The organism is Streptomyces sp. NPDC046931 (genome assembly GCF_040644655.1).
Taxonomy (GTDB): domain Bacteria; phylum Actinomycetota; class Actinomycetes; order Streptomycetales; family Streptomycetaceae; genus Streptomyces.
In genome coordinates, this window is the sequence record NZ_JBEYWX010000031.1 from 26089 (window position 1) to 50724 (window position 24636).

Genomic DNA, 24636 nt, shown 5'->3' on the forward strand with positions numbered 1-24636 from the left:
CATCGCGCCACCACCATGTGCACCAAACGATGTCGATCTTCCGGAGGTCTTCCCAGATGAGATGGACCCGGCGCCTGCGGGTGTGCGCCGTGGGCGTGTTGGCGGTATCCGCGCTGGTGTCGCCGCAGGCCGGCGATGCCGCCGAGCCGAACGACGGCAGGCTCACCGACCTGGTCAACCCCTTCATCGGCACACAGAACGAGGGCAACACCTTCCCGGGTGCCGCCGTTCCCTTCGGCATGGTGCAGCTCTCGCCGGACACCGGCCACAGCACCGGCTACGACTACACCCAGCACCGGATCCGCGGGTTCTCCCTGGTGCACCTCTCCGGTGTCGGATGCGCCATCGGAGGGGACCTGCCCGTCCTGCCGACGACGGGGGACGTGACCGAGACGGACTACGCCAGGTACGCGGCCGGCTTCCGCCACGCCGACGAGCAGGCGAGCCCCGGGTACTACCGGGTCCGGTTGGAGGATGGCGTCGAGGCCGAGTTGACGGCGACCGAGCGCACCGGAGTGCAGCGCTACACCTTCCCGCCCACCGAGAAGGCGAACGTCCTGCTCAACGCGGGCCAGGCGCTGCACAAGAACGTTTCGTCCACCGTTGAGATCCTCGACGACCGCACGGTGCGCACCGAGATCACGGGCAGCGGCTTCTGCCGCTCCACCCGGCCGTACCGGCTCTACACGGTCACCCGCTTCAACCGGCCGTTCACCGCGCATGGAACCTGGTACCAGGACTCGATCACGCCGGGGGCGACGAAGTCGTCGGGCCCGGGGCGCAACGGCGCGTACGTCACCTTCGACACCATCGGGGACCACACCGTCGAGGCGACCACCGCGCTGTCCTATGTCGACGCGCACGGCGCCGCTGTCAACCTCACTACCACGCAAGGACGTTCGTTCGACCGGCTCAGGGAGGACGCCCGCCGAGCATGGGAGGACCGCCTCGGCCATGTGCGGGTCCAGGGCGGCGACGACACCCTGCGCACCACGTTCTACTCGTCCCTGTACCGGTCGTTCCTGGCGCCGAACATCGGCAGCGACGCCGACGGCCGGTACACCGGCTGGGACCAGCGGATCCACCGGGCGACGCGGTTCACGTACTACCAGAACTGGTCCCTGTGGGACACCTATCGCACCCAGTCCCAGCTGCTCAGCCTGCTCGCGCCGCGCGAGGCGCGCGACATGGCGGTCTCCGTGCTCAAGGTCGACGAGCAGGGCGGCTGGCTGCCCAAGTGGGGCTACGGCACGGTCGAGACGAACATCATGAGCGGTGACCCGGTCACCCCGTTCCTCACCCACGCCTACCAGCAGGGACTGCTCAAGGGTTACGAGGAGCGGGCGTATCGCGCGCTCAAGAAGAACGCGGACGGCATCCCGCCCCCCGACACCATGTACGTGGGCAGGGAGGCCAACCGCGACTACATCGCGCACGGCTTCGCGCCGTACGTCAAGGGCCGCCCGTACGCCAAGCCGGGTGACTCCGACTACCACCACGGTGCCTCGGTGACCCTGGAGTACGCGCTGTCCGACGCGATGCTCGCCCAGATGGCGCGCGACCTCGGACACCGCGCGGACGCGGCGCGCTATGCGGCCCGGTCGCGCAACTACCGCACCATCTTCGACCCCTCGACCGGCTTCTTCCGCGCCCGGGACGCCTCCGGGGCCTTCACCGGGCAGGCCGACCCGTCCAGGAGCGAGGGCTTCCACGAGGGTACCGCCTGGCAGTACCAGTGGCTCGTGCCGCAGGACCTCCGCGGCGTGGTCGGCCTGCTCGGCGGCGAGAAGGCGGCCAACGAACGCCTCGACGCCTTCTTCGCCTACGACCGCCTGCTGAAGGACCCGGCGGGGACGGCGCGCAAGGTCTGGGTGAACGGCCCCTACGCGTACTACAACGCGGACAGGTACAACCCGCAGAACGAGCCCGATCTCATCGCCCCGTACACCTATCTGTGGACCGGCCGGCCGTGGCAGACCACGGACGTGGTGCACGCCGCGCTGACCCTCTTCACGGACGGGCCGACCGGCATGACCGGCAACGACGACCTGGGCACGATGTCCGCCTGGAACGTCCTGTCGTCGATCGGCGTCTTCCCGGTGCAGCCCGGCTTCGGCACCTGGGGCCTGAGCACGCCCGTCTTCGACCGGGTCGACCTGGTCCTGGACCCGGCCTACTACCCGCGCGGCGGACTGACCATCACCGCGCCGGGCACCTCGGACCGGAACCGGTACGTACAGGACGTCCGCATCGACGGGGTGGACTACGACCGGACGTACATCACGACCGGCGCACTGCGCCGTCTGGGCACGCTGGAGTTCACGGTCGGCCCGCGCCCGTCCGAGTGGGGCACGGCGCCGGACGCCGCGCCGCCTTCGCTGAGGTGACCGCCGTCACCACTTCCCCGAGTCCCCCACTCACCCAAGAGGAGGGACTTAATCCGCCATTAACTGTACGTAGCCTGATCGTACTTGACCGTAATCACCTGTCGGAGGTTGACTTCTTGCTTCACCCACCGTCGACGCGAGGCAAGCCATTGACTTCTGACCTGCTCGCACCACTCGACCTGGCGTTCTGGAACATCGAGTCCGCCCGGCACCCGATGCACCTCGGGGCGCTCGGCGTCTTCTCGTGCCACTCGCCCACCGCGGGCGCCCACGCCGCCGATCTCCTGGCGGCGCGCGCCGCCGCGGTGTCCGGGCTGCGTATGAGAATCCGCGACGTCTGGCTGCCGGCCGTGCGTCTTCCCCGCGACCTCGCCGGCGTGCGGCTGCCGCTCGCCCTCGGCGGCGCCACCCGCGAACCCGCCCCCGACTTCGACCCGCTGGACCATGTGCGGCTGCATGCGCCCACCACCGACTTCCACGCCGTCGCGGGCCGGCTCATGGAGCGCCCGCTGGAGCGGGGCCGGCCGCCGTGGGAGGCGCATGTGCTGCCGGGGGAGTCCGGCACCAACTTCGCCGTCCTCTTCAAGTTCCACCACGCCCTCGCCGACGGACTGCGCGCCCTGACGCTCGCGGCCGCCGTCATGGACCCGATGGACATGCCGGAGCCTCGCCCACGCCCCCCGCAGCCCGCCCGTGGACTCCTCCCCGACGTGCGCAAACTCCCCGGTCTCCTGCGCGGCACCCTCGCCGACATGGGCCGTGCCCTGGACATCGGGGCCTCCGTCGCACTGTCCACCCTCGGCATGCGGACCTCCTCAGCGCTGGTCTCGGAGCCCAGCGGCACCCGCCGCACCGCCGGAGTCGTCCTCGACCTCGACGACGTGCACCGGGTGCGCAAGTCCGCGGGCGGCACGGTCAACGACGTACTGATCGCGGTCGTCGCGGGAGCCCTGCGCCGCTGGCTCGACGAACGCGGCGACGGCAGCGAGGGCGTCGCGCCGCGCGCCCTGATCCCCGTCTCCAACCGCCGCCCCCGCACCGCCCAGCCCCAGGGCAACCGGCTCTCCGGCTACCTGATACGGCTCCCGGTCGGTGACCCGGACCCGCTGGAGCGGTTGCGGACGGTGCGCACGGCCATGGACCGCAACAAGGACGCCGGGCCCAACCGCGGCGCGGGCGCGGTCGCACTGCTCGCGGACCATGTGCCCGCGCTGGGCCACCGGCTGGGCGGACCGCTGGTCAGCCAGGCCGCACGGCTCTGGTTCGACATCCTGGTCACCAGCGTGCCGCTGCCCAGCCTCGGCCTGAAGCTCGGCGGCAACCCGCTCACCGAGATCTACCCGCTCGCCCCGCTGGCCAGTGGCCAGTCCCTGGCGGTGGCGGTCTCGACGTACCGCGGCAGGGTCCACTACGGCCTCGTCGCCGACGGCCGGGCGGTCCCGGACCTGGAACTGCTGGCACGTGCGGTGACGGAGGAGGTGGAGGCGCTGCTGGCGGCCTGCGGCACCTGACCGACGCCTCCGGCCGCCCCCGGGCTCGGCGGGGGCTCGCCCGCGCGCCGCGGGTGAGGCCCGCGCCGGTACCCGGTGGACGGCACGACGCCCACGGCTCGCCGCCCCTGTTCCGGGCCGTCCGGTTCCGCCGGCCGGTCACCGCCCGCCGTCGCCATCGGCCCGGGTTTGGCGACCGGGCCCGGCGCTCCGTAAAATTCCGCGTTCGAAGGCGAGCGCGGTCGGAGCGCTGCGCGGGTGAGCGAGGAACGGCAGCGCGATGACGGTGACAGAGGACGGCCTGACGGGCGGCGGCTCGGCGGCCACGGACGAGGTGCCATACGTGCCCGGCATCGACCCGGAGCGCCTGGCCGTCTGCCTGAGCGTGCTGGAGGAACTCGACGGGCTGGACGTCGACCACCCCGACGCGATCAAGGTGCGCAGGGCCACCTCGCACGTCTACCGCGCGGTCAAGCAGCGTCGACGGCAGGAGCGCCGGGCCGCCAAGACCGCTCACGACAAGGCGGTCACCGAGGCGACGGCGACCGGCTCCGCGCAGCGCATCGACGACGAGACCGAGGGCATCCTGCCGTCGTCGGCGACCGAGACCGGCCAGGTCGCGGGGATACTCCAGCGCCCCCGCTCCTGCTACGTCTGCAAGTCCCGCTATGTCGAGGTCGACTACTTCTACCACCAGCTCTGCCCGGCCTGCGCCGCCGAGAACCGGGCCCGCCGTGATGCCCGCACCGACCTCACGGGCAAGCGGGCCCTGCTCACCGGCGGTCGCGCCAAGATCGGCATGTACATCGCGCTGCGACTGCTGCGGGACGGCGCGCACACCACCATCACCACACGCTTCCCCAACGACGCGATCCGCCGCTTCAAGGCCCAGCCCGACAGCGACGAGTGGATCCACCGTCTGAAGATCGTCGGAATCGACCTGCGCGACCCGGCCCAGGTGGTGGCGCTCGCCGACTCGGTGGCCGCCGAGGGCCCCCTCGACATTCTGATCAACAATGCCGCGCAGACCGTGCGCCGCTCCCCGCAGGCATACAGCGAGCTGGTGGCCGCCGAGTCGGCGCCGCTGCCCGCGGGCGAACTGCCGTCCGCCGAGGTCATCGGCACCTTCGGCTCCGGGGCCGTGGCCGCGCTGCCCGTGGCCGGCGGCGGCGCGCTGACCGCGGAGGACGTCACCGGCCTGGCGCTGGTCTCCGGCTCGGCCTCGCTGGAACGGATCGCGGCCGGCACGGCCATCGACGCGGGCGGACTCGTACCCGATCTCCACGACACCAACAGCTGGGTGCAGACCGTCGAGGAGGTCACGCCGGTCGAGCTGCTGGAGGTGCAGCTCTGCAACTCCACGGCCCCGTTCATACTGATCAGCCGCCTGCGCCCGGCGATGACGGCCGCGGCGGCCCGGCGCACGTACATCGTGAACGTCTCGGCGATGGAGGGCGTCTTCGCCCGCGGATACAAGGGCGCGGGGCACCCGCACACCAACATGGCCAAGGCCGCCCTGAACATGCTCACCCGCACCAGCGCCCAGGAGATGTTCGAGAAGGACCGCATCCTGATGACGGCGGTCGACACCGGCTGGATCACCGACGAGCGCCCGCACCCCGACAAGGTGCGCCTGGCGGACGCCGGCTTCCACGCCCCGCTCGACCTCGTGGACGGCGCTGCTCGGGTATACGATCCGATTGTGCGCGGCGAGCAGGGTGAGGACCTGTACGGCGTCTTCCTGAAGGACTACGCGCCCGGCAAGTGGTGAGCCGGGCCTCGGCCCGGCAGGCGGTGACGAGCCGCCCCCGGCGCGTGGACCGGTGTCGGACGGGAACTCGCTCTGATGAGCACCGCAAGGAGTTCTCATGTCCATTCCCCACGAGATCGACCCGCGTGCCGCCGGCGATCCCCGCAATCGGTATGTGAGCGACGAACAGTTCTACCGGTCCGACCGCCCGGCGGACTCCGTCCTGCCGGAGGACCGGCCACGCGGCGGCACGGCCCCTGCACCGTTGAGGCACCGCGGTGCGTGGAGCACGTTCTTGCTGATCGTCTGCATCTTCCTGCTGATCGCGGCCGGGATCGCGTTGTTCCCCTGAGAGATCGAACGTCCCACGCGTGACGGCGTACGCCCCGGAGGCGGAGGACTCCGGGGCGCGCGCCGCCCTGCGCAGACGTGCGAAAAACGGTTGGCCGGGAAAGGGGGCCGCTGGCTAGCGTCCCCGGCATGACCCGGCTTCCCGCTGACTTCGTCCACCCCGTCCGAGCCGCCCTCCGGGACGCCGGCCGGCGGGACTCCGCGTCCCCCGGTACCACAGCGCTCAAGGAGGCCGGCCGGCCATGACCGATCCCCATGTCCTTCTCTCCGGCATCGTCGGCTCGACCGCGTACGGGCTCGCCCACCAGGGCTCCGACGTGGACCGGCTCGGCCTGTTCGCGGCGCCCACCGAGCAACTGCACGGTCTGCACCGGCCGAAGGAGTCCCATGTCACCACGGCCCCGGACCGCACCCTGCACGAGGCCGCCAAGTGGTGCCGGCTCGTCCTCGGCGGCAACCCGACCGCCATGGAACTCGTATGGCTGCCCGAGGAGTTGTACGAGGTGCGCACGCCGCTCGGCGAGGAGCTGATCGGCATCCGTACGTCGTTCCTGTGCGCGAGGCGCGTCCGCGACGCCTATCTCGGGTACGCCACCCAGCAGTTCCGGCGCCTCGAAGCCCGCGGCGACGGCTCCTTCCCGGCGGACACCCGCACACGCACGGCCAAACACGCCCGCCACCTCAAGCGGCTGTGCCACCAGGGCCTGGAGCTGTACACGACGGGACGGCTGACGATCCGCGTCGACAACCCGCACGAGTACCACGACTTCGGCGAGCGGGTGGCCGCGGACCCCTCCGTCGCAGTGCCGCTGCTCCGGTCCTACGAGAGCGCCTTCGACGAGAGGCCCAGCGTGCTGCCGGAACAGCCCGACGAGGCACCGGCCGAGGCATGGCTGCGCCGCGTGCGCGCCCGCTTCTACGCCCCGGGGGCCGCGGTCGCCTCCGGACGCGCCGTGGACGTCCCCGGGCAACGGCGCTGAGGCGCCCTACGCACGGATGGCGGAGAGATCCGCGGCCTCCCGGGCGGGGGTCCGGTCGGGGCTCGCGGCGATGGCGAGCAGGGACAGGAAGGCGCAGACGGCGTAGGCCGTTCCGGGCCAGGCCAGCAGGGCCGGGTACGGGCTCGGGTGCGGCAGCCGGTCCTCCGCGCGGATCAGCAGCGGGACCAGACGGCCGGCCGCGGCCAGGGCCCAGGCCGCCAGCGCGACCCGGTGGAGCGGCCGCCGCCGGCCCGGCCCGTGCGCCAGCCACATCATGGCCGGCAGGCACCAGACCCAGTGATGGCTCCACGAGATGGGAGAGACCAGCAGCCCGTACAGCTCGACGCCGACCAGGACACCGAGCGGGTCATGGTGCCGTACGGCGCTCCGCACGGCACCGGCCGCCAGAGCGGTGACCAGCGCGAGTCCTGCCCACCAGACAGGCTGGGCGAGGGCGTCGGGGCCGAGGAGCCGTTCGAGCGCTCCGCGCAGGGACTGGTTGCGCACCGACCAGGCGGGACCGATGCGCTGAGTGTCCGTCACCAGGCCGAACCAGTAGCGTGCCGACTCCCGCGGGGCGATCACCCAGGCCAGGGCCGTCGCCCCGGCGGTGGCGACGACGGCCCACGCCGCGGCCCGCCGCTGCCGCGTCGCCAGCAGATACAACCCGCCGAAGGCCGGAGTCAGTTTGACCGCGGCGGCAAGGCCGAGGCCCGCTCCCCGGGCCGCCGGTGTGCGCGGCACCGCGAACGCCGCCAGGACCAGGGCGCACAGCAGCAGATTGACCTGGCCCTGGTCCAGGGTGTGGCGCACCGGTTCCAGCCACAGGCCGGCGGCGGTCCAGAGCAGGACCCGGGACCGTACGGGCCGCTCACTGCCGTTGGACAGCAGCCGGTCGGCACAGCCGACGACCACCGCGAGGGCCCCCACGGAGGCCGCCTGCCACAGAACGACCAGGACCGTCCAGGGCGGTTGTGCGAGCGGCAGGAACACCAGTGCAGCGAACGGCGGATAGGTGAACGGAAGCACGGGGATCGGCGGATCCGTGTGCAGCCGGTAGTCGTAGAGGCCGCCGGAGAGCACCAGCGGGGACGCCTCGCGGTAGACCCGCAGATCCAGGGGGCCGGGAGGGAAGGCGAGTACGGCCAGCAGATGCACAGTCAGGGAGGCGGCCAGACACCACCCGGCATGCCGGGTCATCCATGTGCGGATGGCCCGGCCCCTGCCGGGAGCGGTGGGGTGTCGGCGGCGCACCCCGCAGAGTGTGGCACGGAGGGACGGCCGTCGAAGCCATTGCTCCGAACGGCCGCACGTCGCACGCCTCAGTCCACGGCCCCCAACCGGGCATGGCGGGCCGCCACCAGTTCGAGCACCGTCCGCCAGTCCTCCAGCACACCGGCGTCCAGGCCCCTCACGTGGGCCGCCTCGTCCGCCTGACGCAAGGTGAGGGCGTCGTCGGCCAGCGGGTCGCGGGCGAACGCGGCCGCCTCCTGCGGTGTCATCGCCCGATAGCGCCCCGCGACAGAGTGCAGGCGTACGAGACGGGAGACGCGTTCACCGAGCAGGGGCCGTACCGCGTCGGCCGCCCGGTCCGTGTGCCCGCTGTCGTCGTCCGGTCGTAGCAGCAGCCCGATGTCGTGCACCAGGCCGGCCACCTGGAGTTCCTTGTCCGCGGGGTGACTTCGGCGCAGCAGGGCGGCGGTCTGCAGGGCGTGTTCGTGCACATCGACCGGCTTGCCGCCGCGGTGCGGCGTGCGCCGCGCTCCTCGGCAGGCGTGCAGCAGATCCATCAGCTCCTCGACGCTGCGCAGCTCCATGCGTCAGTCCTCCCGCGAGAAAAGCCGTTGCCGACGCTCAGCAGATCATGTGGAGCTTGCGACTCAGCCAACAGGACCTGAACTGAGCACCGTAGGCTCCGACCCGGACACCCCCGGTATCGGTAACCGATTCGAGGACGGCGCTGAACGAGTGGTCGTAAACAGGGTTTCTCATGTCAAAACGGTTAATAATCTGACCGGATGAGCGCCAGATGACTCACGACAGTTACCTGGTTGTTTCAGCCCCATCGAGCGGGCACCCGCTCATTTGGTTAACCTGGACCGTGCGGACAGTCTTTGGGTTCCATCCAACCCGCGGTCCGTCCCGGGACAAGCCGGTCACCACGGCCTGCTCTCGTACGAGTTGCCGGCGCCACCGCGTCCGACCTGTTTTCGACTCAGACCCGAGCGGACGTCGAGGGCGCAGCGGCAGACTGGACCGGAACGTCCCGAGGGTTACCCGACACATAAGGAGTGCGCGGTGACACCGGAGAAAACGAATCGCGATCAGCGCCCCAAGGAACGCGGAGAGCGCGGGGGCCGGCGGACGGAGCAGAAACTCGGCAGTCTGGACGTGTGGGCCAGGTCCGCTCCCATCCGGCTGGCGGGCTACGAGGACGACCTTGCCGAGCCACACATCCTGCCGAGTGTGGACTGACCTCAGGAAAACCGTCGTGACCGCTGATCGCATGGGCGTGCCGGACTCGCGCCCATGCTGATCAGGGAAGCCGCGGCCGAGGACTGGCCGCGCATATGGCCCTTCCGGCGCCGGATCGTCGCCGCCGCCGAGACCTACACCTGGGACCCGGACACCCCCGAGGACGCGGCCCGCGCCCTGTGGATGGGGCCGGGCAAACGCGTGTACGTCGCCGAGGACGACGCCGGTGCGGTCGTCGGCTCGGCATATGTCACCCCGAACTACGGCGGCCCCGCCGCGCACGTCGCGAACGCGGCCTTCATGGTCGATCCGGATCACGCAGGTCAGGGCATCGGCCGTGCGCTCGCCGAACACATCCTGGACGCGGCGAGGGCCCAGGGCTACCGCGCCATGGTCTTCAACGCGGTCGTGGACACCAATCCGGCCGTCAGGCTGTGGCTGTCCCTCGGCTTCACCATCCTGGGTACCATCCCGGACGCCTACGAGCACCCGCGCTTCGGCACGGTCGGGCTCCATGTCATGTATCGGCCACTGTGAGGGTCCGTCCCCGGCGGCCGCCGGTGCGGTGCGCCGGGGACGGCCTGCCGGAAGACGCACGTGTCGATCACGTGCGGCGGGGGACTCGATGGGGGTGCGGGCGTGAGCCGGTGCGGGTGGGAGCCCGAGCGGTCGCGCCCCACTGCTGTGGCCGGGCACGGGGAGGCCGACTGCCCTCCGCCCGGACCGCCCGTACCGGCAGGAAGGCAGGGACGTGAAGGACAACGCACAGCAGCACCCCGGAAAGCGGCACCCCCGGCCGGAGTTCCCCCAGCAGGACCAGCCGCATCCCGGCTGGACCGGCCCGATGGACCCGCCGCCGGACCACGGCGAGGACTCCTACCGCGGAAGCGGTCTGCTCAGGGACCGCAAGACCGTGGTGACAGGGGGTGACTCCGGGATCGGGCGGGCCGTGGCACTGGCCTTCGCCCGCGAGGGCGCGGACGTCCTGTTCACCCATTTGGCGGAGGAGGGTGACGAGGCGCGTGAGACGGCGCGGCTGGTCGAGGAGGCGGGCCGAAAGGCGGTCCCCGTGGTCTGCGACATCCGCGAGGAGGAGCAGTGCGACCGGCTGGTCGAGCGGGCCCTCGCCGAGTTCGGGCGCATAGACGTCCTGGTCAACAACGCCGCGTACCAGATGTCCCAGCCCGACGGCATCCAGGCCATCAGCACCGAGCAGTTCGACCGCGTGATGCGCACCAACCTGTACGGGATGTTCTGGCTGTGCAAGAAGGCGCTGCCCCACATGCCTCCCGGAGGGTCGATCATCAACAGCACCTCCGTGCAGGCGTACAAGCCCAGTCCGCACCTGCTCGACTACGCGGCGAGCAAGGGCGCCATCGTGACGTTCACCCAGGGCCTGGCCCAGATGGTCGCCTCCGACGGCATCCGCGTCAACGCGGTGGCCCCCGGTCCGGTCTGGACACCGCTCATCCCCGCGACCATGCCGGACACGACCGAGTTCGGCAAACAGGCTCCCCTGGGCAGGCCCGCCCAGCCGGCCGAAATGGCCCCCGCGTACGTGTTCCTCGCCTCGCAGCAGGCGAGCTACATCACCGCCGAGATCCTCAACGCCACGGGAGGTACGCCACTGCCCTGACCAGCGCGGTGCCGGGCGCCGTCCGGGCGCGGCGGACCACCGGACACCGGAGCACGCTTCGGAGATCGGGTTCTGGGAACCCGGGCTCCCATGAGCGAGCACACCGGCGCGCAGGCGTCGTACTGGATCGAGACGGCGCCGGGGCTTCCCCGTCCGGCCCTCACCGAGGATCTCACCGTCGACGTGGCCGTGGTCGGCGCCGGGATGGCGGGGCTCAGCACCGCCTGGGAGGTGGCGCAGAGCGGCCGCAGCGTCGCCGTACTGGAGGCAGGCCGTCTCGCCGGGGGTGTCACCGGGCACACGACGGCCAAGCTCACCGCCCTCCACACGCTCGTCTACCAGCGTCTGCGCCGCACCCGCGGCGCCGAGGGCGCGAGGCTGTACGGCCGCTCCCAGACGGAGGCCCTCCGCAGGGCCGCCGAGCTGGTCGGGCAGCTCGGCATCGACTGCGACTGGGAGACCGCGCCGGCGTTCACCTACGCGTCGGACCGCGAGCGGATTCCGGAGCTGCGTGCCGAGGCGGAGGCCGCCCGGGAGGCAGGGCTGCCGGCCGAGTTCGTCACCGAGACGGAGCTGCCCTATCCCGTCGCGGGGGCGGTCAGGGTCACCGACCAGGTGCAGTTCCATCCGCGCAAGTACCTCCTCGCGCTGGCCGACGCGCTCGAGGACCGGGGTGCCCGGCTCCACGAGCACACCCGCGTCGTCGGGCTCCACGAGGGCGACCCCTGCCGTCTGCGTACCGAGGCGGGGCACACGGTCACGGCCCGGGACGTCGTGGTGGCCACCCACTACCCGATCTTCGACCGCGCGATGCTGTTCGCCCGGCTCTCCCCGCGGCGTGAACTGGTGCTCACGGCCCCGATCGACGCGAGCCGCGCACCCAGGGGCATGTACATCACACCCGAAGAGAACACCCGTTCGCTCCGTACCGCTCCCCACGGGGACGGCACCCGGCTGCTGATCGTCACCGGGGAGCACTTTGCCCCCGGCACGGCGGACGTCGAAGAACGCTTCACCCGCCTGGCCGACTGGGCCACCGGGCACTTCGGGCCGCTCGACTTCACATACCGCTGGGCCACCCAGGACAACGACTCCACCGACACGGTGCCGCTCGTCGGCCCCCTGCATGCCGCGAGCCGCCACACCTATGTCGCCTCCGGCTTCGGTGGATGGGGTCTCAGCGGCGGCATCATGGCCGGACTTCTGCTCTCCGCCCTGATCGACGGCCGGGAACCGCCGTGGGCACATCTGTACGACCCGCGCCGAGTGGCCGCCGTGGTGCGGGAGGCGCCCGCCTTCGTCAAGCACCAGGCCCAGGTCGCCCAGCACTTCGTCTGGGACCGGCTGCCACCGCTGGCCGGGGGCTCGGTCGACGACATCGCCCCCGGCGAGGGCGCGGTGATCCGCGTCGGTACCCGTGTGTGCGCCGTGGCCCGCGACGAGGAGGGACAGGTACGGGCCCTGTCGGCGCGGTGTACGCATCTGGGCTGCCTGGTCGCCTTCAACCGCGCCGAGCAGGCCTGGGAGTGCCCCTGCCACGGCTCACGCTTCGGCCTGGACGGGAGCGTCCTCCAGGGCCCGGCCACCCGGCCGCTGGAGAGGCGGGATCCGTAGCGGCCTCTCAGGCTCCGGCGCCGGCCCCCGCCCGGGCGCAGTTGATACACACCTCCGTGTGCGGCACAGCCAGCAGACGGTCCCGGCCGATGACGTCACCGCACACCGCGCACCTGCCGTAGCCGGGAGTCCCCACCTTCGGCAGGGTGGCGAGGACCCGGTTCAACAGGGCCCGGGCACGCTCCGCGTCCGCGCGCAGGGCCTCCAGCGCGATCACCTTGGCGCCCACATCGGCCGCGTCGAGATCGCAGTCGGCGTAGAGGGTGGGCATCTTCGATTCGGCCGCCGACAGCTCCTCGCGCAGGGCGTCCGCCTCCGCGGTGAGCCGGTCGGTGATCTCCCGCAGGTCGTCGGCCGACAACTTCGTGGGCATGGCTGCTCCACCTCCGTCGGGACAAAGACACGCTCAGGGCTTCAGGAGAGTCTTGACCATCCCGTCCTCCTTGGCCTGAAACATCGCATAGGCCTTGGGGGCGTCCTCGAGCGGCATGGCATGGGTCTTGAAGGTGCCCACACCGAGTGGGTCCTCGTCCGTCAGCAGCGGGAGGATCCGCTCCACCCAGTTCCACACGTTCGCCTGTCCCATGCGCATCTGGATCTGCTTGTCGAACATCGTCAGCAGCGGCATCGGACTGACGGCCCCGCCGTACACCCCGGACACCGAGACCGTGCCGCCCCGGCGCACCAGCTCGACCGCCGCGTGCAGGGCGCCGAGCCGGTCCACTCCGGCGTGCTCCATCAGGGGCTGCGCCACGGCGTCCGGCAGCAGTCCGGTGATCCACTGCGCCGCCTTGGCGAACGGCGCGCCGTGCGCCTCCATGCCGACGGCGTCGATCACGGCGTCCGTACCGCGCCCGTCGGTGAGTTCGCGCACGGCCTCGACCAGATCCTTGCCGTGCAGACGAAGATCCAGGCAGGTGACCCCGCGTGCCGCGGCGCGCTCCAGACGCTCGTCCACCAGGTCCACGCCGATCACCAGGCCGGCGCCGCGGTGCAGGGCGATCCGGGCCGCCATGTCGCCGATGGGGCCGAGGCCGAGGACGGTCACGCTTCCGCCCTCGGGTATCGCGGCGTACTCCACCGCCTGCCAGGCGGTGGGCAGGACGTCGGAGAGGTACACGTAACGGTCGTCCGGCGGCCCCTCGGGCACCTTCACGGGCAGCTTGTCTCCGAACGGCACCCGCAGCAACTCGGCCTGCCCGCCCGGCACCTGCCCGTACAGCTTGGTGTACCCGAACAGCGCGGCGCCCGTGCCCCGCTCCCTGACCTGGGTCGTCTCGCACTGGGAATGCAGGCCCTGGTTGCACATGAAACAGTCACGGCAGGACACGTTGAACGGAATGACCACCCGGTCGCCCGGACGGAGCGCGTGAACCTGGGGTCCGACCTCCTCTACGACGCCCATGGGCTCATGGCCGAGGACGTCGCCGGGCTCGAGGTAGGGGCCGAGGAGCTCGTACAGATGCAGGTCCGAACCACAGATGCCGGTGGACGTGATCCGGACGATGACGTCATCGGGCTTCTCGATCCGGGGGTCGGGGACGGTCTCGACACGGACGTCCCGCCGACCTTGCCAGGTCAGTGCTCGCATGTGCGCTCTCCTGCCGTCTGAAGCTTCGGTCCAGGTCCTGACGAGTCCCCTCGGACCCGCGTTCGACACCCGGGGGGGACGGGAGGCACGTCCGCGTCGCACGCGGCGCCCGGATTGCGCGGGCCCGTGACGTGCAGCGTCCCGTTCGCCGGGTACCCGACGGCTGAAGCGGCGGTGAACGGCACCGCCGCCCGGGAGAAGGGATCCGAGATGGCCCAGCACGTACGCGACGTCATGACCGCGGAACCCGTGACGGTGGAACCGCAGACCGCGGTCACCAGGGTTGCCCAGATCATGCGCGACCAGAACATCGGCGCCGTACTCGTGACGGAGGGCGATGAGCTGCGCGGTCTGTGCAGCGACCGCGATCTCGTGGTGCGCGCGCTCGCCGAGGGTGTGGACCCGGGGGAGACCACGGTGGCCCGTGCCTGCAGTGCCGATCTCGTCACCATCACCCCCGACGAGGACATCGACCAGGCGGTGCACCTGATGCGCGAGCACCATGTCCGCCGCATCCCGGTCGTGGAAGGCGGGCACCCGGTGGGGATCATCTCCCTCGGCGACCTGGCCATCGAACGGGATCCGGGGTCGGCGCTCGGCGACATCAGCGCCGCGCGGCCGAACGCCTAGCCGATCGCACCGGCCCCACGGCGGAGAGTGGGACCGGAACCAGGGAGAGGGGGAGCCGGGCCGGATGCCGTGCAGCGGAGGCGGAGACCGCCGCGCGATCGCGTGCCCCGGCCTCCCCGGCGTGCACTCGGTGGGTCCTCACTCGGCCCGGGCCCTTCGGATCGGCCCGCTCAGTCCAGGGGCGCCGTGCGCTGCCACGGCCGCAGGGCCTCCAGCTGCGCCGCCACCTCCAGGAGCGCCGTCTCCGAGCCCGGCCGTCCGGCCAGTTGGACCGCGCAGGGCGCCCCGCTGGGGAGCGTGCCGAACGGGACCGCCATCGCCGGCCATCCCGTGAGGTTCCACGGCGGGGTCATGGGGGAGTAGGTGGTGTTGGCCAGCAGATTGCGCAGCCAGCCGCGTTCGTGCCACGCCGCGGCGGCCGGGCCGCGGCGCGCGAGCGCGGGAGTGAGCAGGACGTCGTGTCCGGCGAAGAACGGCTCAAGGTGCCGCCGCAGCTGCTCGCGGCGGCCGCCGGAACGTACGCCCTTCACAAAACGGCGGCCCACCGCCGCGTGGACCCGGGTCCGCCGGGACAGCCGGCGCGGGTCGAGGCCCTCGGCGTCGACCGCCGTACCCGCCGTCCAGTGGGCGAGCGACATCGTGCCCAGCCACCAGGGGTAGGGCGGTTCGGCCGGACGCACGTCGTGGCCCGCCCTCGCGAGCAGCCCGGCCGCCGCGCGGGCCGCCTCCGCGTACGGCCGGCTCACGGTCACCCCGGGCAGGGGGCTGCGGAGCGAGAGGGCGACGGTCCGTGCGGCCGTCTCCGGCGCCTCACGGGTATCCCGCCGGTCCGCGAGGACGTCGAACATCAGCCGGGCGTCCTCCACCGTCGTCGCCAGGGGGCCGTTCTCCGACATGCCGAACCAGTCGCCGTTGCCGATCCCGGCCGGGACGGTGCCATGGCCCGGCTTGAGGGTGACGAGCCCGCAGTTGGCCGCCGGGATGCGCAGCGAGCCCATCCCGTCGTTGCCGAGTGCGATCGGCACCATGCCGGCCGCCACCGCCGCCGCGCTGCCGCCCGAGGAGCCGCCCGCCGTGCGGGAGGTGTCCCACGGGTTGCGGGCCGTCCCGTGCACCCCCTCCGTGGTGCCGAAGACGCACAGCTCAGGCACGTTCGTCAGACCCACGACGACCGCTCCCGCCGCGCGGAGCCGGGCCACGGTCACATGGTCGTGCTCGGCAGGGGTGTCCGGGGTCGCCGCCGACCCGTTGCGGGTGGACTCGCCGCGCACGGCCAGGTTGTCCTTGACCGCCACCGGCACACCGGCCAGGGGGAGATGGGCCAGGTCGGGGCGGTCCGCGACCTCCTCGGCCTCGGCGAGCGCCGCCTGCGCGCGTACGTGGCGGAAGGCGCCGACACGGCCGTCGAGCCGTGCGATCCGGGCGAGGTGCTCCGCGACGACCTCGTGCGGGGTGGCCCGCTTCTCGCGTACGGCGGTGGCGATCTCGGCGGCGGTACGGCCGACCCAGCTGCTCACGGGCGCTCCCTGTCGGTGCTCGGCGTGTTTGAGGCGTGGACGTACTGGCGAGTACGAGAGCACTGTGCCCGGTCCTCGGTCCCGCGTCGAGTGCCTGACGGTGTCATGTCACCAGCGTCACGCAGGTCCCGCCGGTCACCGACGTCGCGTCGCTCACTTCGCCGGCTCCCCGGCACGAGTGGCGAGTTGGCGGGAAAGGCTGTGGGAGCGTCTGCGGGACCGGCGGCCGGACCGGCCGCGGGTACGGCTGTGGGAACGTCTGCGGGACCGGCCGCCGGTCCGGCCCCCGGCGCCGTCCACCGGGCAGCCGCCCCCGCCCCGCGCCACTACGAGCTGGACCGCGTCCTGCCCGACGGCACGCGCCGCTTCCTCGGCGGCACCTGCCAGCGCGCCTGCTACGTCGGCGGGCTCGTCCCCGAGCAGGGCGAGAGCGCCGCACGGTTCGAACTGCGCGCGGTCGGGGAGCTCTACAACGTCTCGACGCCCGCCACGACCACCCACCGCTGGTAACACCGGAACCCCGCATCCTCACCCCCACGGAGCACCCCATGCATGACGACCGCACCCTGGTCGAGGCCCGTCTGAGGCGCGTCCTCGACGAGCGCATCCGCCCCGCCGTGTACCCCGAGTCCGTACCGCTGCAGGTGGCGGTGTGGCACGCGCCCGGCGAACCCGTCCCGGTCGCCGAGGGCCTGGCCGCCCCGGCCGAGCCGATCGCGGTGGGCATACGCTGGGGTGCCCCGTGGGGCACCAGTTGGTTCCGGGTGACCGGGACCGTCCCGGACGCCTGGACCGGGAGGACCGTCGAGGCGCTGCTGGACCTCGGCTTCGACGAGAACATGCCCGGCTTCCAGTGCGAGGGGCTCGTCTACCGGCCCGACGGCACCCCGGTGAAGGGCCTCAACCCGCGCAACCAGTGGGTACGGATCGGCTCTCCCGTCGAGGGCGGTGAGCAGGTGGACCTGCGCATCGAGGCGGCGTCGAATCCGGTCGTCCTGGGCTACCACCCCTTCCTGCCCACACAACTCGGCGACAAGGAGACCGCGGGAAGCGAGCCCCAGTACCGGCTCACGCGCATGGACCTCGCCGTCTTCGACGAGACCGTGTGGCAGCTCGTGATGGACCTGGAGGTGCTCGGCGAGCTGATGGCGGAGCTGCCGGTGGAGTCGGGACGGCGCTGGGAGATCCTGCGCGCGGTGGAGCGGGCGCTGGACGCGATCGACCTCCAGGACGTGGGCGGGTCGGCCGAAGGCGCCCGGGCCCGGCTGGCCGATGTCCTGGCGGCTCCCGCTGCACCCTCCGCCCACCGCATCAGCGCCGTCGGGCACGCGCACATCGACTCCGCGTGGCTGTGGCCGCTGAGGGAGACCGTGCGCAAGGTCGCCCGGACGACGTCCAGCATGACCGCGCTGATCGAGGCGGAACCGGACTTCGTCTTCGCCATGTCGCAGGCGCAGCAGTGGGCGTGGGTGAAGGAGCACCGGCCCGAGGTGTGGGCCCGGGTGAAGAAGGCGGTCGCGGAGGGCCGGTTCGTGCCCGCGGGCGGTATGTGGGTGGAGTCGGACACCAACATGCCGGGCTCGGAGGCGATGGCCCGTCAGTTCGTGCACGGAAAGCGGTTCTTCCTCGACGAGTTCGGGATCGAGAACGACGAGGTGTGGCTGCCCGACACGTTCGGCTTCGCGGCCGGGCTGCCGCAGATCATCAAGGCGGCGGGCTCCAAGTGGCTGCTCACCCAGAAGATCTCCTGGAGCCGGACGAACAAGTTCCCGCATCACAGTTTCCTGTGGGAGGGCATCGACGGGACACGGATCTTCACCCACTTCCCGCCCGTCGACACCTACAACTGCTCCATGAAGGGCAGCGAGCTCGCCCACGCCGTACGGAACTTCAAGGACAAGGGGGTGGCCCGGCACTCGCTCGCGCCGACCGGCTGGGGCGACGGGGGTGGCGGCACGACGCGCGAGATGGTGGCGAAGGCTGCGCGGCTGCACGACCTCGAGGGTTCGGCGAGGGTGGTGTGGGAGACGCCGCGGGAGTTCTTCACCAAGGCGGAGGCGGAGTACGCTCACCCGCCGGTCTGGGTGGGCGAACTGTATCTGGAGCTGCACCGTGCCACGCTGACCAGCCAGGCGAAGACCAAACAGGGCAACCGGCGCAGCGAGCATCTGCTGCGGGAGGCCGAGCTGTGGGCGGCGACGGCCGCCGTCCGCACCGGGTTCCGCTACCCGTACGAGGAACTGGACCGCATCTGGAAGACGGTCCTGCTGCACCAGTTCCACGACATCCTGCCCGGCTCGTCGATCGCCTGGGTGCACCGGGAGGCACGGGCGACATACGAGCGGATCGCGGCGGAGCTGAACGGGATCACCGGGGCCGCGCAGCGGGCGCTGGCCGGCCAGGGGAACCTGCCGCTGACGTTCAACGCGGCGCCGCACGCCCGTTCCGGGATCCCCGCGGGCGGCGCGGGCGCGCCCGCCGACGCGGGCCAGGTCGCCCGGGAGACACGGCCGGGCGGCGGCTTCGTCCTCGACAACGGGCTGCTGCGTGTGGAGATCGACGGGCGGGGACTGGTCGTCTCCGTGCACGACATCGAGGCCGGCCGGGAGACCGTCGCACCGGGACGCGCCGCGAACCTCCTCCAGCTCCACCCCGACTTCCCCAACATGTGGGACGCCTGGGACGTGGACGCGTTCTACCGGAACACGGTCACCGACCTGCTGGATGCCGAGGAGGTCGTCCCCGGCGAGGACGGCGCCTCGGTCCGGGTCGTGCGGTCCTTCGGCGCGTCCCGCGTCACCCAGGTGCTCTCGCTGGCGCCGGGGGAGCGGCGGCTGGAGATCGACACGCAGGTGGACTGGCACGAGACGGAGAAGTTCCTGAAGCTGGCGTTCCCGCTGGACCTGCATGCCGAACGGTATGCGTCCGAGACCCAGTTCGGGCACTTCTTCCGGCCGACGCACACCAACACCTCGTGGGAGACGGCGAAGTTCGAGGCGTGCAACCACCGCTTCGTGCATCTGGAGGAACCCGGCTGGGGGGTGGCCGTGGTGAACGACTCGACCTACGGCCACGATGTGACGCGCACGGTGCGGGAGACGGATTCCGGTACGACCACCGTCGTCCGGGCGTCCCTTCTGCGCGCCCCGCGGTTCCCCGACCCGGAGACGGACCAGGGCGTCCATCGCTTCCGGCACGCCCTGGTCCCGGGGGCCACGATCGCGGACGCGGTCCGCGAAGGCTGGCGGATCAACCTGCCCGAGCGGCGGCTGAGCGGGGGGCGCGCGGTGGCGCCGCTGGTGACCGTGGCGGAGGACGCGGTCGTGCTGACGGCGGTCAAACTGGCCGACGACGGCAGCGGTGACGTGGTCGTACGCTTCCACGAGTCCCGTGGCGGCCGTACGCGGGCCACACTCACGGCGGACTTCGACGTCGCGGCGGTCACCGCGACGGACCTCCTGGAGCGCCCGCTCGCCGACCGGCCCGCACCGCACCGCGACGGGGACCGGATCACTCTGCGGCTGCGCCCGTTCGAGCTGGTGACGCTGCGGCTGAAGCGGGCCTGAGCGCCTATGGGTGCACCGCTGGCCCAGCCCGTGGTGCACCTGCGACGCGACGCCTGCAGATCCTCGAGGGCACCGGCCGGCGCGTCTACCGCCGCTGCGCCATGGGGGCGGCCAGCCGTGTCGGCGGCATGAACTCCCGGACGTAGCTCCGGTGCCAGCACGCCCCCGTCTCCCGCAGTTCGCGCCAGGTGGTGAACCGGTAGTGGTACAGACTGGCCCTTACGAATCGGGGTGGCGTGTCCGGGAACGGGGAGCGGCGCAGCAGCCGCAGCGTGTCCCGGTCGTTTTCGAGCAGGCGTTCGACCAGGCCGCCGAACCACGACCCCGCGTACGCGGGGGAGAGCGCCGCGAACCACATCAGCCAGTCGAGTCGCAGATGGTAGGGGGCGTACTGGCGCGGCCAGCGCCGTGGATCGCCCGGCTTTCCCTTGAACTCGTACTCCCGCCAGTCCGAGTCCTCGCGCGGCACGTCGTCCGCCGTGCCCTCGACCACCACCTCGTAGCGCGTCCGGCTCACGCTGCCGAAGGCGCCGTAGGTGTTGACGAGATGCAGCGGGTCGAAGGAGCGGTTCATGACCTGGCCGCGGGAGACCATGTTGCGCACGGGGTGGTAGCTGAGGCAGACCAGGCCCGCACCGACGACCAGCACCAGGACCTCGTACCACAGTGGCGGTCCGGGCCCCTTCGCGGCGGTGGTGGGGAACTCGACCGCCGACAGGGCCAGCACGATCGTGATCCAGTTCAGCCAGGAGAAGTTGCCGGACAGCACCAGCCACAGCTGGGTCAGGATCATCAGGGACGCGGCGGCCGTGGCGATCGGCTGCGGGGTGAACAACAGCACCGGGACGATCAGCTGGGTGACATGGTTGGCCGCCACCTCCGCCCGGTGCACAGGCTTCGGCAGATGATGGAAGAACCAGCTCAGCGGGCCCGGCATGGGCTGGGTCTCGTGGTGGTAGTCCAGACAGGTCAGCTGCCGCCAGCAGGCGTCCCCGCGGATCTTGATGAGCCCGGCGCCGAACTCCAAGCGGAACAGGATCCAGCGCAGCAGGAACAGCACCACGACCGGCGGGGCGACCTCGTCGTTGCCCAGGAAGACCGCCAGGAAGCCGACTTCCAGCAGCAGTGACTCCCAGCCGAACGAGTACCAGGTCTGGCCGACGTTGACGATCGACAGATACAGCGCCCAGGGGATCAGCCAGAGCACCATCGCGGCCCAGAGCGGCACCCGGGAGTCGAGCCCGGCGATCAGCGCCGCCGACACCGCGCACCCCGCCCAGGACCAGGCGGCGAAGAAGCGGTCCGAGTAGTGGAGGTGGAAGACGCTCGGCGCCTGCCGGAAGGGTGCCCGGGCGACGAAACGCGGCACCGGCAGCATTCCGCGCTCCCCGATCAGCGCACGGAACTGCAAGGCCGCCGTCAGGAAGGCGAAGAGGTACACCACCGCCAGGGCCCGCTGGAAGACCAGCCGGCTCAGCCAGTACTCCGGTGCGACGAACCAGTTCACGGGTGACCGCTCCTCTCCCTCCAGTGTGGCCCTGGTACCCCTTCCCGGGCCGGTCCGGCCATCGCGGTGCGCAGGCCGCCCACCACGTATGTCACCTGCCCCGCGGGCAGAACTCGAAGATTCGCGGAATCCCTGGCATGGTGGCCCCATGGCTGAGCGGGGAGCGAGCGCCCTGGCGCTCCCGGAGAACTGGCCGTCCCACCCGGATCCGGTCCTGGCGCTCAATCGCATGGGCAGCTTCGACTGGGACCTCGAGTCCGGACTCTTCCACATGGACGCCCAGGCTCACGAGATCTTCGACCTGCGCTCCGAGGAGTTCGACGGCCGTATCGAAACCCTGACCTGCCGGGTCCCGCCGCACGAGGGCCGGCGTCTCGACGCCCTGATCGCCCGGGCCATCAAGGACGGCAGCGAGAACTACGGCGCCTACTTCCGCGTCCGCCGCCACGACGGCACCCTGCGCTGGACCCACACCCAGGGCTATATCCGGCGCGACGGGACGGGCCGGCCGCGCCGCATCATCGGCATCGTCCGTGACGCCACCCAGGAGCTCCGCGACAGCCGGGCACGCGCCGACCAGGCCTTTCAGGACGAGGCCGTACGCCAGCAGACGAACGTGGTCCAGGCCACCACCGCGGCGCTCGCACACGCCCGCACCGTCCGGGACGTCATCGACGTCCTCAAGGACAGCCACGGACTCACCCGCCTGGGCGCCGCCAGCCTGGTGGTCGGCCTCGTGGAGGCCGGGCGCATCCGGCTGGTCGCCGAAGGGCCCGCGAGCGCCTCCGTACCGGGCACCAAGGTCACCCGTATCGACGAGCCGTATCCGATGAGCGAGGTGGTCCGCACCCTCAGCCCCCGGTTCATCGAGTCCCCGGAGGAGTTCGCCGAGCACTACCCGATCCTGTGGCCGCACCTCACGGACCTGCACATCACCTCGGCCGCCTATCTGCCGCTGATCGTGCAGGCCCGCACCATCGGCGCGATGGGCCTGCTCTACGACGACCACCGCGGCTTCACCCCGGAGGAACGCAACGTCCTCCTCGCGCTGGGCAGCTGCATCGCGCAGAGCCTCCAGCGCGCCATGTTCTACGACCAGGAGATGGACCTCGCCCAGGGCCTGCAGCAGGCGATGCTGCCGCGCTCCATCCCGAGCGTGCCCGGGGCCGACATCGCCGTCCGTTACCGCTCGCCGTCGCTCGGCCGGGACATCGGCGGGGACTGGTACGACCTGATTCCGCTGCCCGGCGGCCGGGTGGGCGCGGTCATCGGCGACGTCCAGGGCCACGACACGCACGCGGCCGCCGTCATGGGCCAGCTGCGGATCGTGCTGCGGGCGTACGCAGCCGAGGGCCACAACCCCGCCACCGTGATGGCGCGCGCCTCGGTGTTCCTCAAGGAACTCGACCCCGATCGCTTCGCGACCTGCCTCTACGCCGAGGCGGACCTGTCCACCGGGGTGGTGCAGCTGGTCCGGGCCGGCCATATCGACCCGATGCTGCGGTCTGCCCGTGGGGGCTCCTGCCGGCCGCTGCCCGTCGAGGGCGGACTGCCCCTCGGCCTGTCCGCCGAGTTCGGCCGGCTCACCTACCCGGTCACCACCATCGAGCTGGAACCCGGCCAGACCCTGCTGCTGTGCACCGACGGACTGGTCGAACGGCCGGGGGCCGACCTCTCCGAGGGTGTGCAGGCCCTGCAGAAGCTGGTCTGTGGCGGCCCGGACGATGTGCAGGACCTCGCCGACCGGCTCATCGCGGTGGCCGCGGAACGGGGCGGAGACGACGACGTGGCCCTGTTGCTGCTGCGGCGCGGGGGCCTGGCCCAGCGCTCCGGAGGCCGGCTTCAGCAGGCTGTCGCTCCGGGCGACCCGGAGGCCCTCGTCGAGGCCCGCCGTATGATCCGCTCCGCCGTCCGCTCCTGGGGCGCCGGTGAGCGGTCCGACGAGATCGAACTGGTCGCCGACGAACTGATCACCAACGTCCTCATGCACACCGAGGGCCCGGCGATAGTCACCCTGCGGGTCATCACCGGACACGACCGCAGATTCCGGGTGGAGGTCGAGGACTCCTCAAGCGCCTTGCCCCGCCGTCGTGACGCGGGTGTCCTGGGTGTCTCGGGCCGGGGCCTGCTGCTCGTCGACCGGCTCTCGGACCAGTGGGGCGTGGAGTCACGCGGCGTCGGCAAGGTCGTCTGGGCCGAGTTCAGGGTCGCGCCCCGCCGCTGAGCCGCGCCACGGGTCGCGAGCGCGGTGGCCGGTGGCACCCTGGACACATGCCGGAACTGCCCGAGGTCGAAGCCCTCAAGGACTTCCTCACCGACCATGTCGTCGGCCACGAGGTCGTCAGTGTGCTGCCCGTCGCGATCAGTGTTCTGAAGACCTACGACCCGCCGGTCTCCGCCCTGGAGGGCCGCGCGATCACGGCCGTGCGCCGGTACGGCAAGTTCCTGGACCTCCAGGCCGGCGGAGTGCACTTCGTCACGCATCTGGCCCGCGCCGGCTGGCTCCAGTGGCGGGACCGCCTGCCCGACGGCCCGCCCCGCCCCGGCAAGGGCCCGCTCGCCCTGCGGGTCGCACTGGAGACGGGCGAGGGCTTCGACCTGACGGAGGCCGGCACCCAGAAGCGGCTCGCGGTGTACGTCGTGCGGGATCCGCAGGAGATCCCAGGAGTGGCCCGGCTGGGTCCGGATCCGCTGGCCGACGACTTCGAGGAACAGCGCCTCGCGAAGCTCCTCGCGGGCGAACGCCGTCAGATCAAGGGTGTGCTGCGCGACCAGAGTGTGATCGCGGGCGTCGGCAATGCCTACAGCGACGAGATCCTGCACGCGGCGAGGATGTCCCCGTTCAAACTGGCGTCGTCGCTGTCGCCGGAGGATGTGCGGTGCCTGTACGAGGCGCTGCGCACGACGCTCGCTGAGGCGGTCGAGCGCTCACGGGGTCTGGCCGCCGGGCGCCTGAAGGCGGAGAAGAAGAGCGGCCTCAGGGTCCACGGCCGCACGGGGGAGCCCTGCCCGGTGTGCGGCGACACCATCCGCGAGGTGTCCTTCAGCGACTCTTCGCTCCAGTACTGCCCGACGTGCCAGACCGGTGGCAAGCCGCTCGCGGACCGCAGGATGTCACGGCTGCTGAAGTAGCCGCCGGCCG

General features: G+C 71.7%; 19 protein-coding genes and 1 pseudogene. 14 read left to right on the top strand and 6 right to left on the bottom strand.

What is annotated here, in order from left to right:
* The first annotated feature begins 56 nt into the window (after window positions 1-56).
* The 5 genes from ABZ876_RS34285 (at window position 57) to ABZ876_RS34305 (ending at window position 6958) form a co-directional block, all read left to right on the top strand.
* Entirely contained in the window at window positions 57-2387 is a 2331-nt protein-coding gene (locus ABZ876_RS34285; protein WP_361789133.1) for a GH92 family glycosyl hydrolase, read from the top strand.
* Between the two features lie 149 nt (window positions 2388-2536).
* On the top strand, window positions 2537-3898 hold the full coding sequence (locus ABZ876_RS34290) for a wax ester/triacylglycerol synthase family O-acyltransferase (protein ID WP_361789135.1): 1362 nt from the start codon (window positions 2537-2539) through the stop codon (window positions 3896-3898).
* 259 nt (window positions 3899-4157) lie between these two features.
* Window positions 4158-5648, top strand: a complete 1491-nt coding sequence (locus ABZ876_RS34295) for an SDR family NAD(P)-dependent oxidoreductase (RefSeq protein WP_361789137.1) — start codon at window positions 4158-4160, stop codon at window positions 5646-5648.
* Between the two features lie 97 nt (window positions 5649-5745).
* On the top strand, window positions 5746-5979 hold the full coding sequence (locus ABZ876_RS34300) for a hypothetical protein (RefSeq protein WP_361789139.1): 234 nt from the start codon (window positions 5746-5748) through the stop codon (window positions 5977-5979).
* 241 nt (window positions 5980-6220) lie between these two features.
* A complete protein-coding gene (locus tag ABZ876_RS34305) occupies window positions 6221-6958 on the top strand; it encodes a nucleotidyltransferase domain-containing protein (protein ID WP_361789141.1) in 738 nt (245 codons plus the stop codon).
* 6 nt (window positions 6959-6964) lie between these two features.
* Here ABZ876_RS34305 and ABZ876_RS34310 read toward each other — a convergent pair whose 3' ends face one another.
* Together ABZ876_RS34310 and ABZ876_RS34315 are read right to left on the bottom strand one after the other, a co-directional pair.
* Complete coding sequence (locus tag ABZ876_RS34310) at window positions 6965-8212, bottom strand: glycosyltransferase 87 family protein (RefSeq protein WP_361789143.1); 1248 nt, start codon at window positions 8210-8212, stop codon at window positions 6965-6967.
* Window positions 8213-8280: 68 nt separating this feature from the next.
* Window positions 8281-8775 (bottom strand): HD domain-containing protein, encoded by a 495-nt coding sequence (locus tag ABZ876_RS34315; protein WP_361789145.1) that lies wholly within the window; start codon window positions 8773-8775, stop codon window positions 8281-8283.
* A gap of 481 nt (window positions 8776-9256) precedes the next feature.
* Between ABZ876_RS34315 and ABZ876_RS34320 the strand changes: the two genes are divergently transcribed.
* The 4 genes from ABZ876_RS34320 to ABZ876_RS34335 all read left to right on the top strand — a co-directional run bounded on the left by ABZ876_RS34320 (window position 9257) and on the right by ABZ876_RS34335 (window position 12683).
* Window positions 9257-9433, top strand: coding sequence for a hypothetical protein (locus ABZ876_RS34320; protein ID WP_234516545.1), 177 nt, complete (start codon window positions 9257-9259; stop codon window positions 9431-9433).
* A 54-nt stretch (window positions 9434-9487) separates the two neighbouring features.
* Window positions 9488-9970 (top strand): GNAT family N-acetyltransferase, encoded by a 483-nt coding sequence (locus tag ABZ876_RS34325; protein ID WP_361789147.1) that lies wholly within the window; start codon window positions 9488-9490, stop codon window positions 9968-9970.
* 214 nt (window positions 9971-10184) lie between these two features.
* Entirely contained in the window at window positions 10185-11069 is an 885-nt protein-coding gene (locus ABZ876_RS34330; protein ID WP_361789149.1) for an SDR family oxidoreductase, read from the top strand.
* Window positions 11070-11159: 90 nt separating this feature from the next.
* Window positions 11160-12683: an FAD-dependent oxidoreductase gene (locus ABZ876_RS34335; protein ID WP_361789151.1), complete on the top strand. Its 1524-nt coding sequence runs from the start codon at window positions 11160-11162 to the stop codon at window positions 12681-12683.
* A 7-nt stretch (window positions 12684-12690) separates the two neighbouring features.
* On the opposite strand, the gene ABZ876_RS34340 is transcribed toward ABZ876_RS34335, so the two are convergent.
* Window positions 12691-13056 (bottom strand): TraR/DksA C4-type zinc finger protein, encoded by a 366-nt coding sequence (locus ABZ876_RS34340; RefSeq protein ID WP_361789153.1) that lies wholly within the window; start codon window positions 13054-13056, stop codon window positions 12691-12693.
* A 33-nt stretch (window positions 13057-13089) separates the two neighbouring features.
* A complete protein-coding gene (locus ABZ876_RS34345) occupies window positions 13090-14274 on the bottom strand; it encodes an alcohol dehydrogenase catalytic domain-containing protein (protein ID WP_361789155.1) in 1185 nt (394 codons plus the stop codon).
* Between the two features lie 210 nt (window positions 14275-14484).
* On the opposite strand from ABZ876_RS34345, the gene ABZ876_RS34350 reads away from it, so the two are divergent.
* Window positions 14485-14904: a CBS domain-containing protein gene (locus ABZ876_RS34350; protein WP_361789207.1), complete on the top strand. Its 420-nt coding sequence runs from the start codon at window positions 14485-14487 to the stop codon at window positions 14902-14904.
* Window positions 14905-15074: 170 nt separating this feature from the next.
* Here the strand turns inward: ABZ876_RS34350 and ABZ876_RS34355 are convergent, their stop codons facing one another.
* Entirely contained in the window at window positions 15075-16421 is a 1347-nt protein-coding gene (locus tag ABZ876_RS34355) for an amidase (protein WP_361789157.1), read from the bottom strand.
* A 312-nt stretch (window positions 16422-16733) separates the two neighbouring features.
* Here ABZ876_RS34355 and ABZ876_RS34360 point away from each other — a divergent pair.
* Window positions 16734-16931: pseudogene (locus ABZ876_RS34360) on the top strand (hypothetical protein); the annotation flags it as partial.
* 38 nt (window positions 16932-16969) lie between these two features.
* Window positions 16970-19987 carry a glycoside hydrolase family 38 C-terminal domain-containing protein gene (locus ABZ876_RS34365; RefSeq protein ID WP_361789159.1) on the top strand — a complete coding sequence of 1006 codons (3018 nt, stop codon included), beginning with the start codon at window positions 16970-16972 and terminating at the stop codon, window positions 19985-19987.
* Between the two features lie 85 nt (window positions 19988-20072).
* Here the strand turns inward: ABZ876_RS34365 and ABZ876_RS34370 are convergent, their stop codons facing one another.
* Window positions 20073-21494, bottom strand: a complete 1422-nt coding sequence (locus ABZ876_RS34370; protein ID WP_361789161.1) for a lipase maturation factor family protein — start codon at window positions 21492-21494, stop codon at window positions 20073-20075.
* A gap of 148 nt (window positions 21495-21642) precedes the next feature.
* On the opposite strand from ABZ876_RS34370, the gene ABZ876_RS34375 reads away from it, so the two are divergent.
* Window positions 21643-23718 carry a SpoIIE family protein phosphatase gene (locus tag ABZ876_RS34375; protein ID WP_361789163.1) on the top strand — a complete coding sequence of 692 codons (2076 nt, stop codon included), beginning with the start codon at window positions 21643-21645 and terminating at the stop codon, window positions 23716-23718.
* Between the two features lie 47 nt (window positions 23719-23765).
* The gene (locus ABZ876_RS34380; protein ID WP_361789165.1) at window positions 23766-24626 is read left to right on the top strand and encodes a DNA-formamidopyrimidine glycosylase family protein; all 861 of its coding nucleotides are present in this window, start codon (window positions 23766-23768) and stop codon (window positions 24624-24626) included.
* Window positions 24627-24636 lie beyond the last annotated feature (10 nt).

Coding starts and splice junctions, on each gene's coding strand:
- ABZ876_RS34285 (WP_361789133.1), top strand. CDS start 57: ATGAGATGGACCCGGCGCCTGCGGGTGTGCGCCGTGGGCGTGTTGGCG.
- ABZ876_RS34295 (WP_361789137.1), top strand. CDS start 4,158: ATGACGGTGACAGAGGACGGCCTGACGGGCGGCGGCTCGGCGGCCACG.
- ABZ876_RS34300 (WP_361789139.1), top strand. CDS start 5,746: ATGTCCATTCCCCACGAGATCGACCCGCGTGCCGCCGGCGATCCCCGC.
- ABZ876_RS34305 (WP_361789141.1), top strand. CDS start 6,221: ATGACCGATCCCCATGTCCTTCTCTCCGGCATCGTCGGCTCGACCGCG.
- ABZ876_RS34315 (WP_361789145.1), bottom strand. CDS start 8,775: ATGGAGCTGCGCAGCGTCGAGGAGCTGATGGATCTGCTGCACGCCTGC.
- ABZ876_RS34325 (WP_361789147.1), top strand. CDS start 9,488: ATGCTGATCAGGGAAGCCGCGGCCGAGGACTGGCCGCGCATATGGCCC.
- ABZ876_RS34335 (WP_361789151.1), top strand. CDS start 11,160: ATGAGCGAGCACACCGGCGCGCAGGCGTCGTACTGGATCGAGACGGCG.
- ABZ876_RS34340 (WP_361789153.1), bottom strand. CDS start 13,056: ATGCCCACGAAGTTGTCGGCCGACGACCTGCGGGAGATCACCGACCGG.
- ABZ876_RS34345 (WP_361789155.1), bottom strand. CDS start 14,274: ATGCGAGCACTGACCTGGCAAGGTCGGCGGGACGTCCGTGTCGAGACC.
- ABZ876_RS34350 (WP_361789207.1), top strand. CDS start 14,485: ATGGCCCAGCACGTACGCGACGTCATGACCGCGGAACCCGTGACGGTG.
- ABZ876_RS34365 (WP_361789159.1), top strand. CDS start 16,970: ATGCATGACGACCGCACCCTGGTCGAGGCCCGTCTGAGGCGCGTCCTC.
- ABZ876_RS34375 (WP_361789163.1), top strand. CDS start 21,643: ATGGCTGAGCGGGGAGCGAGCGCCCTGGCGCTCCCGGAGAACTGGCCG.
- ABZ876_RS34380 (WP_361789165.1), top strand. CDS start 23,766: ATGCCGGAACTGCCCGAGGTCGAAGCCCTCAAGGACTTCCTCACCGAC.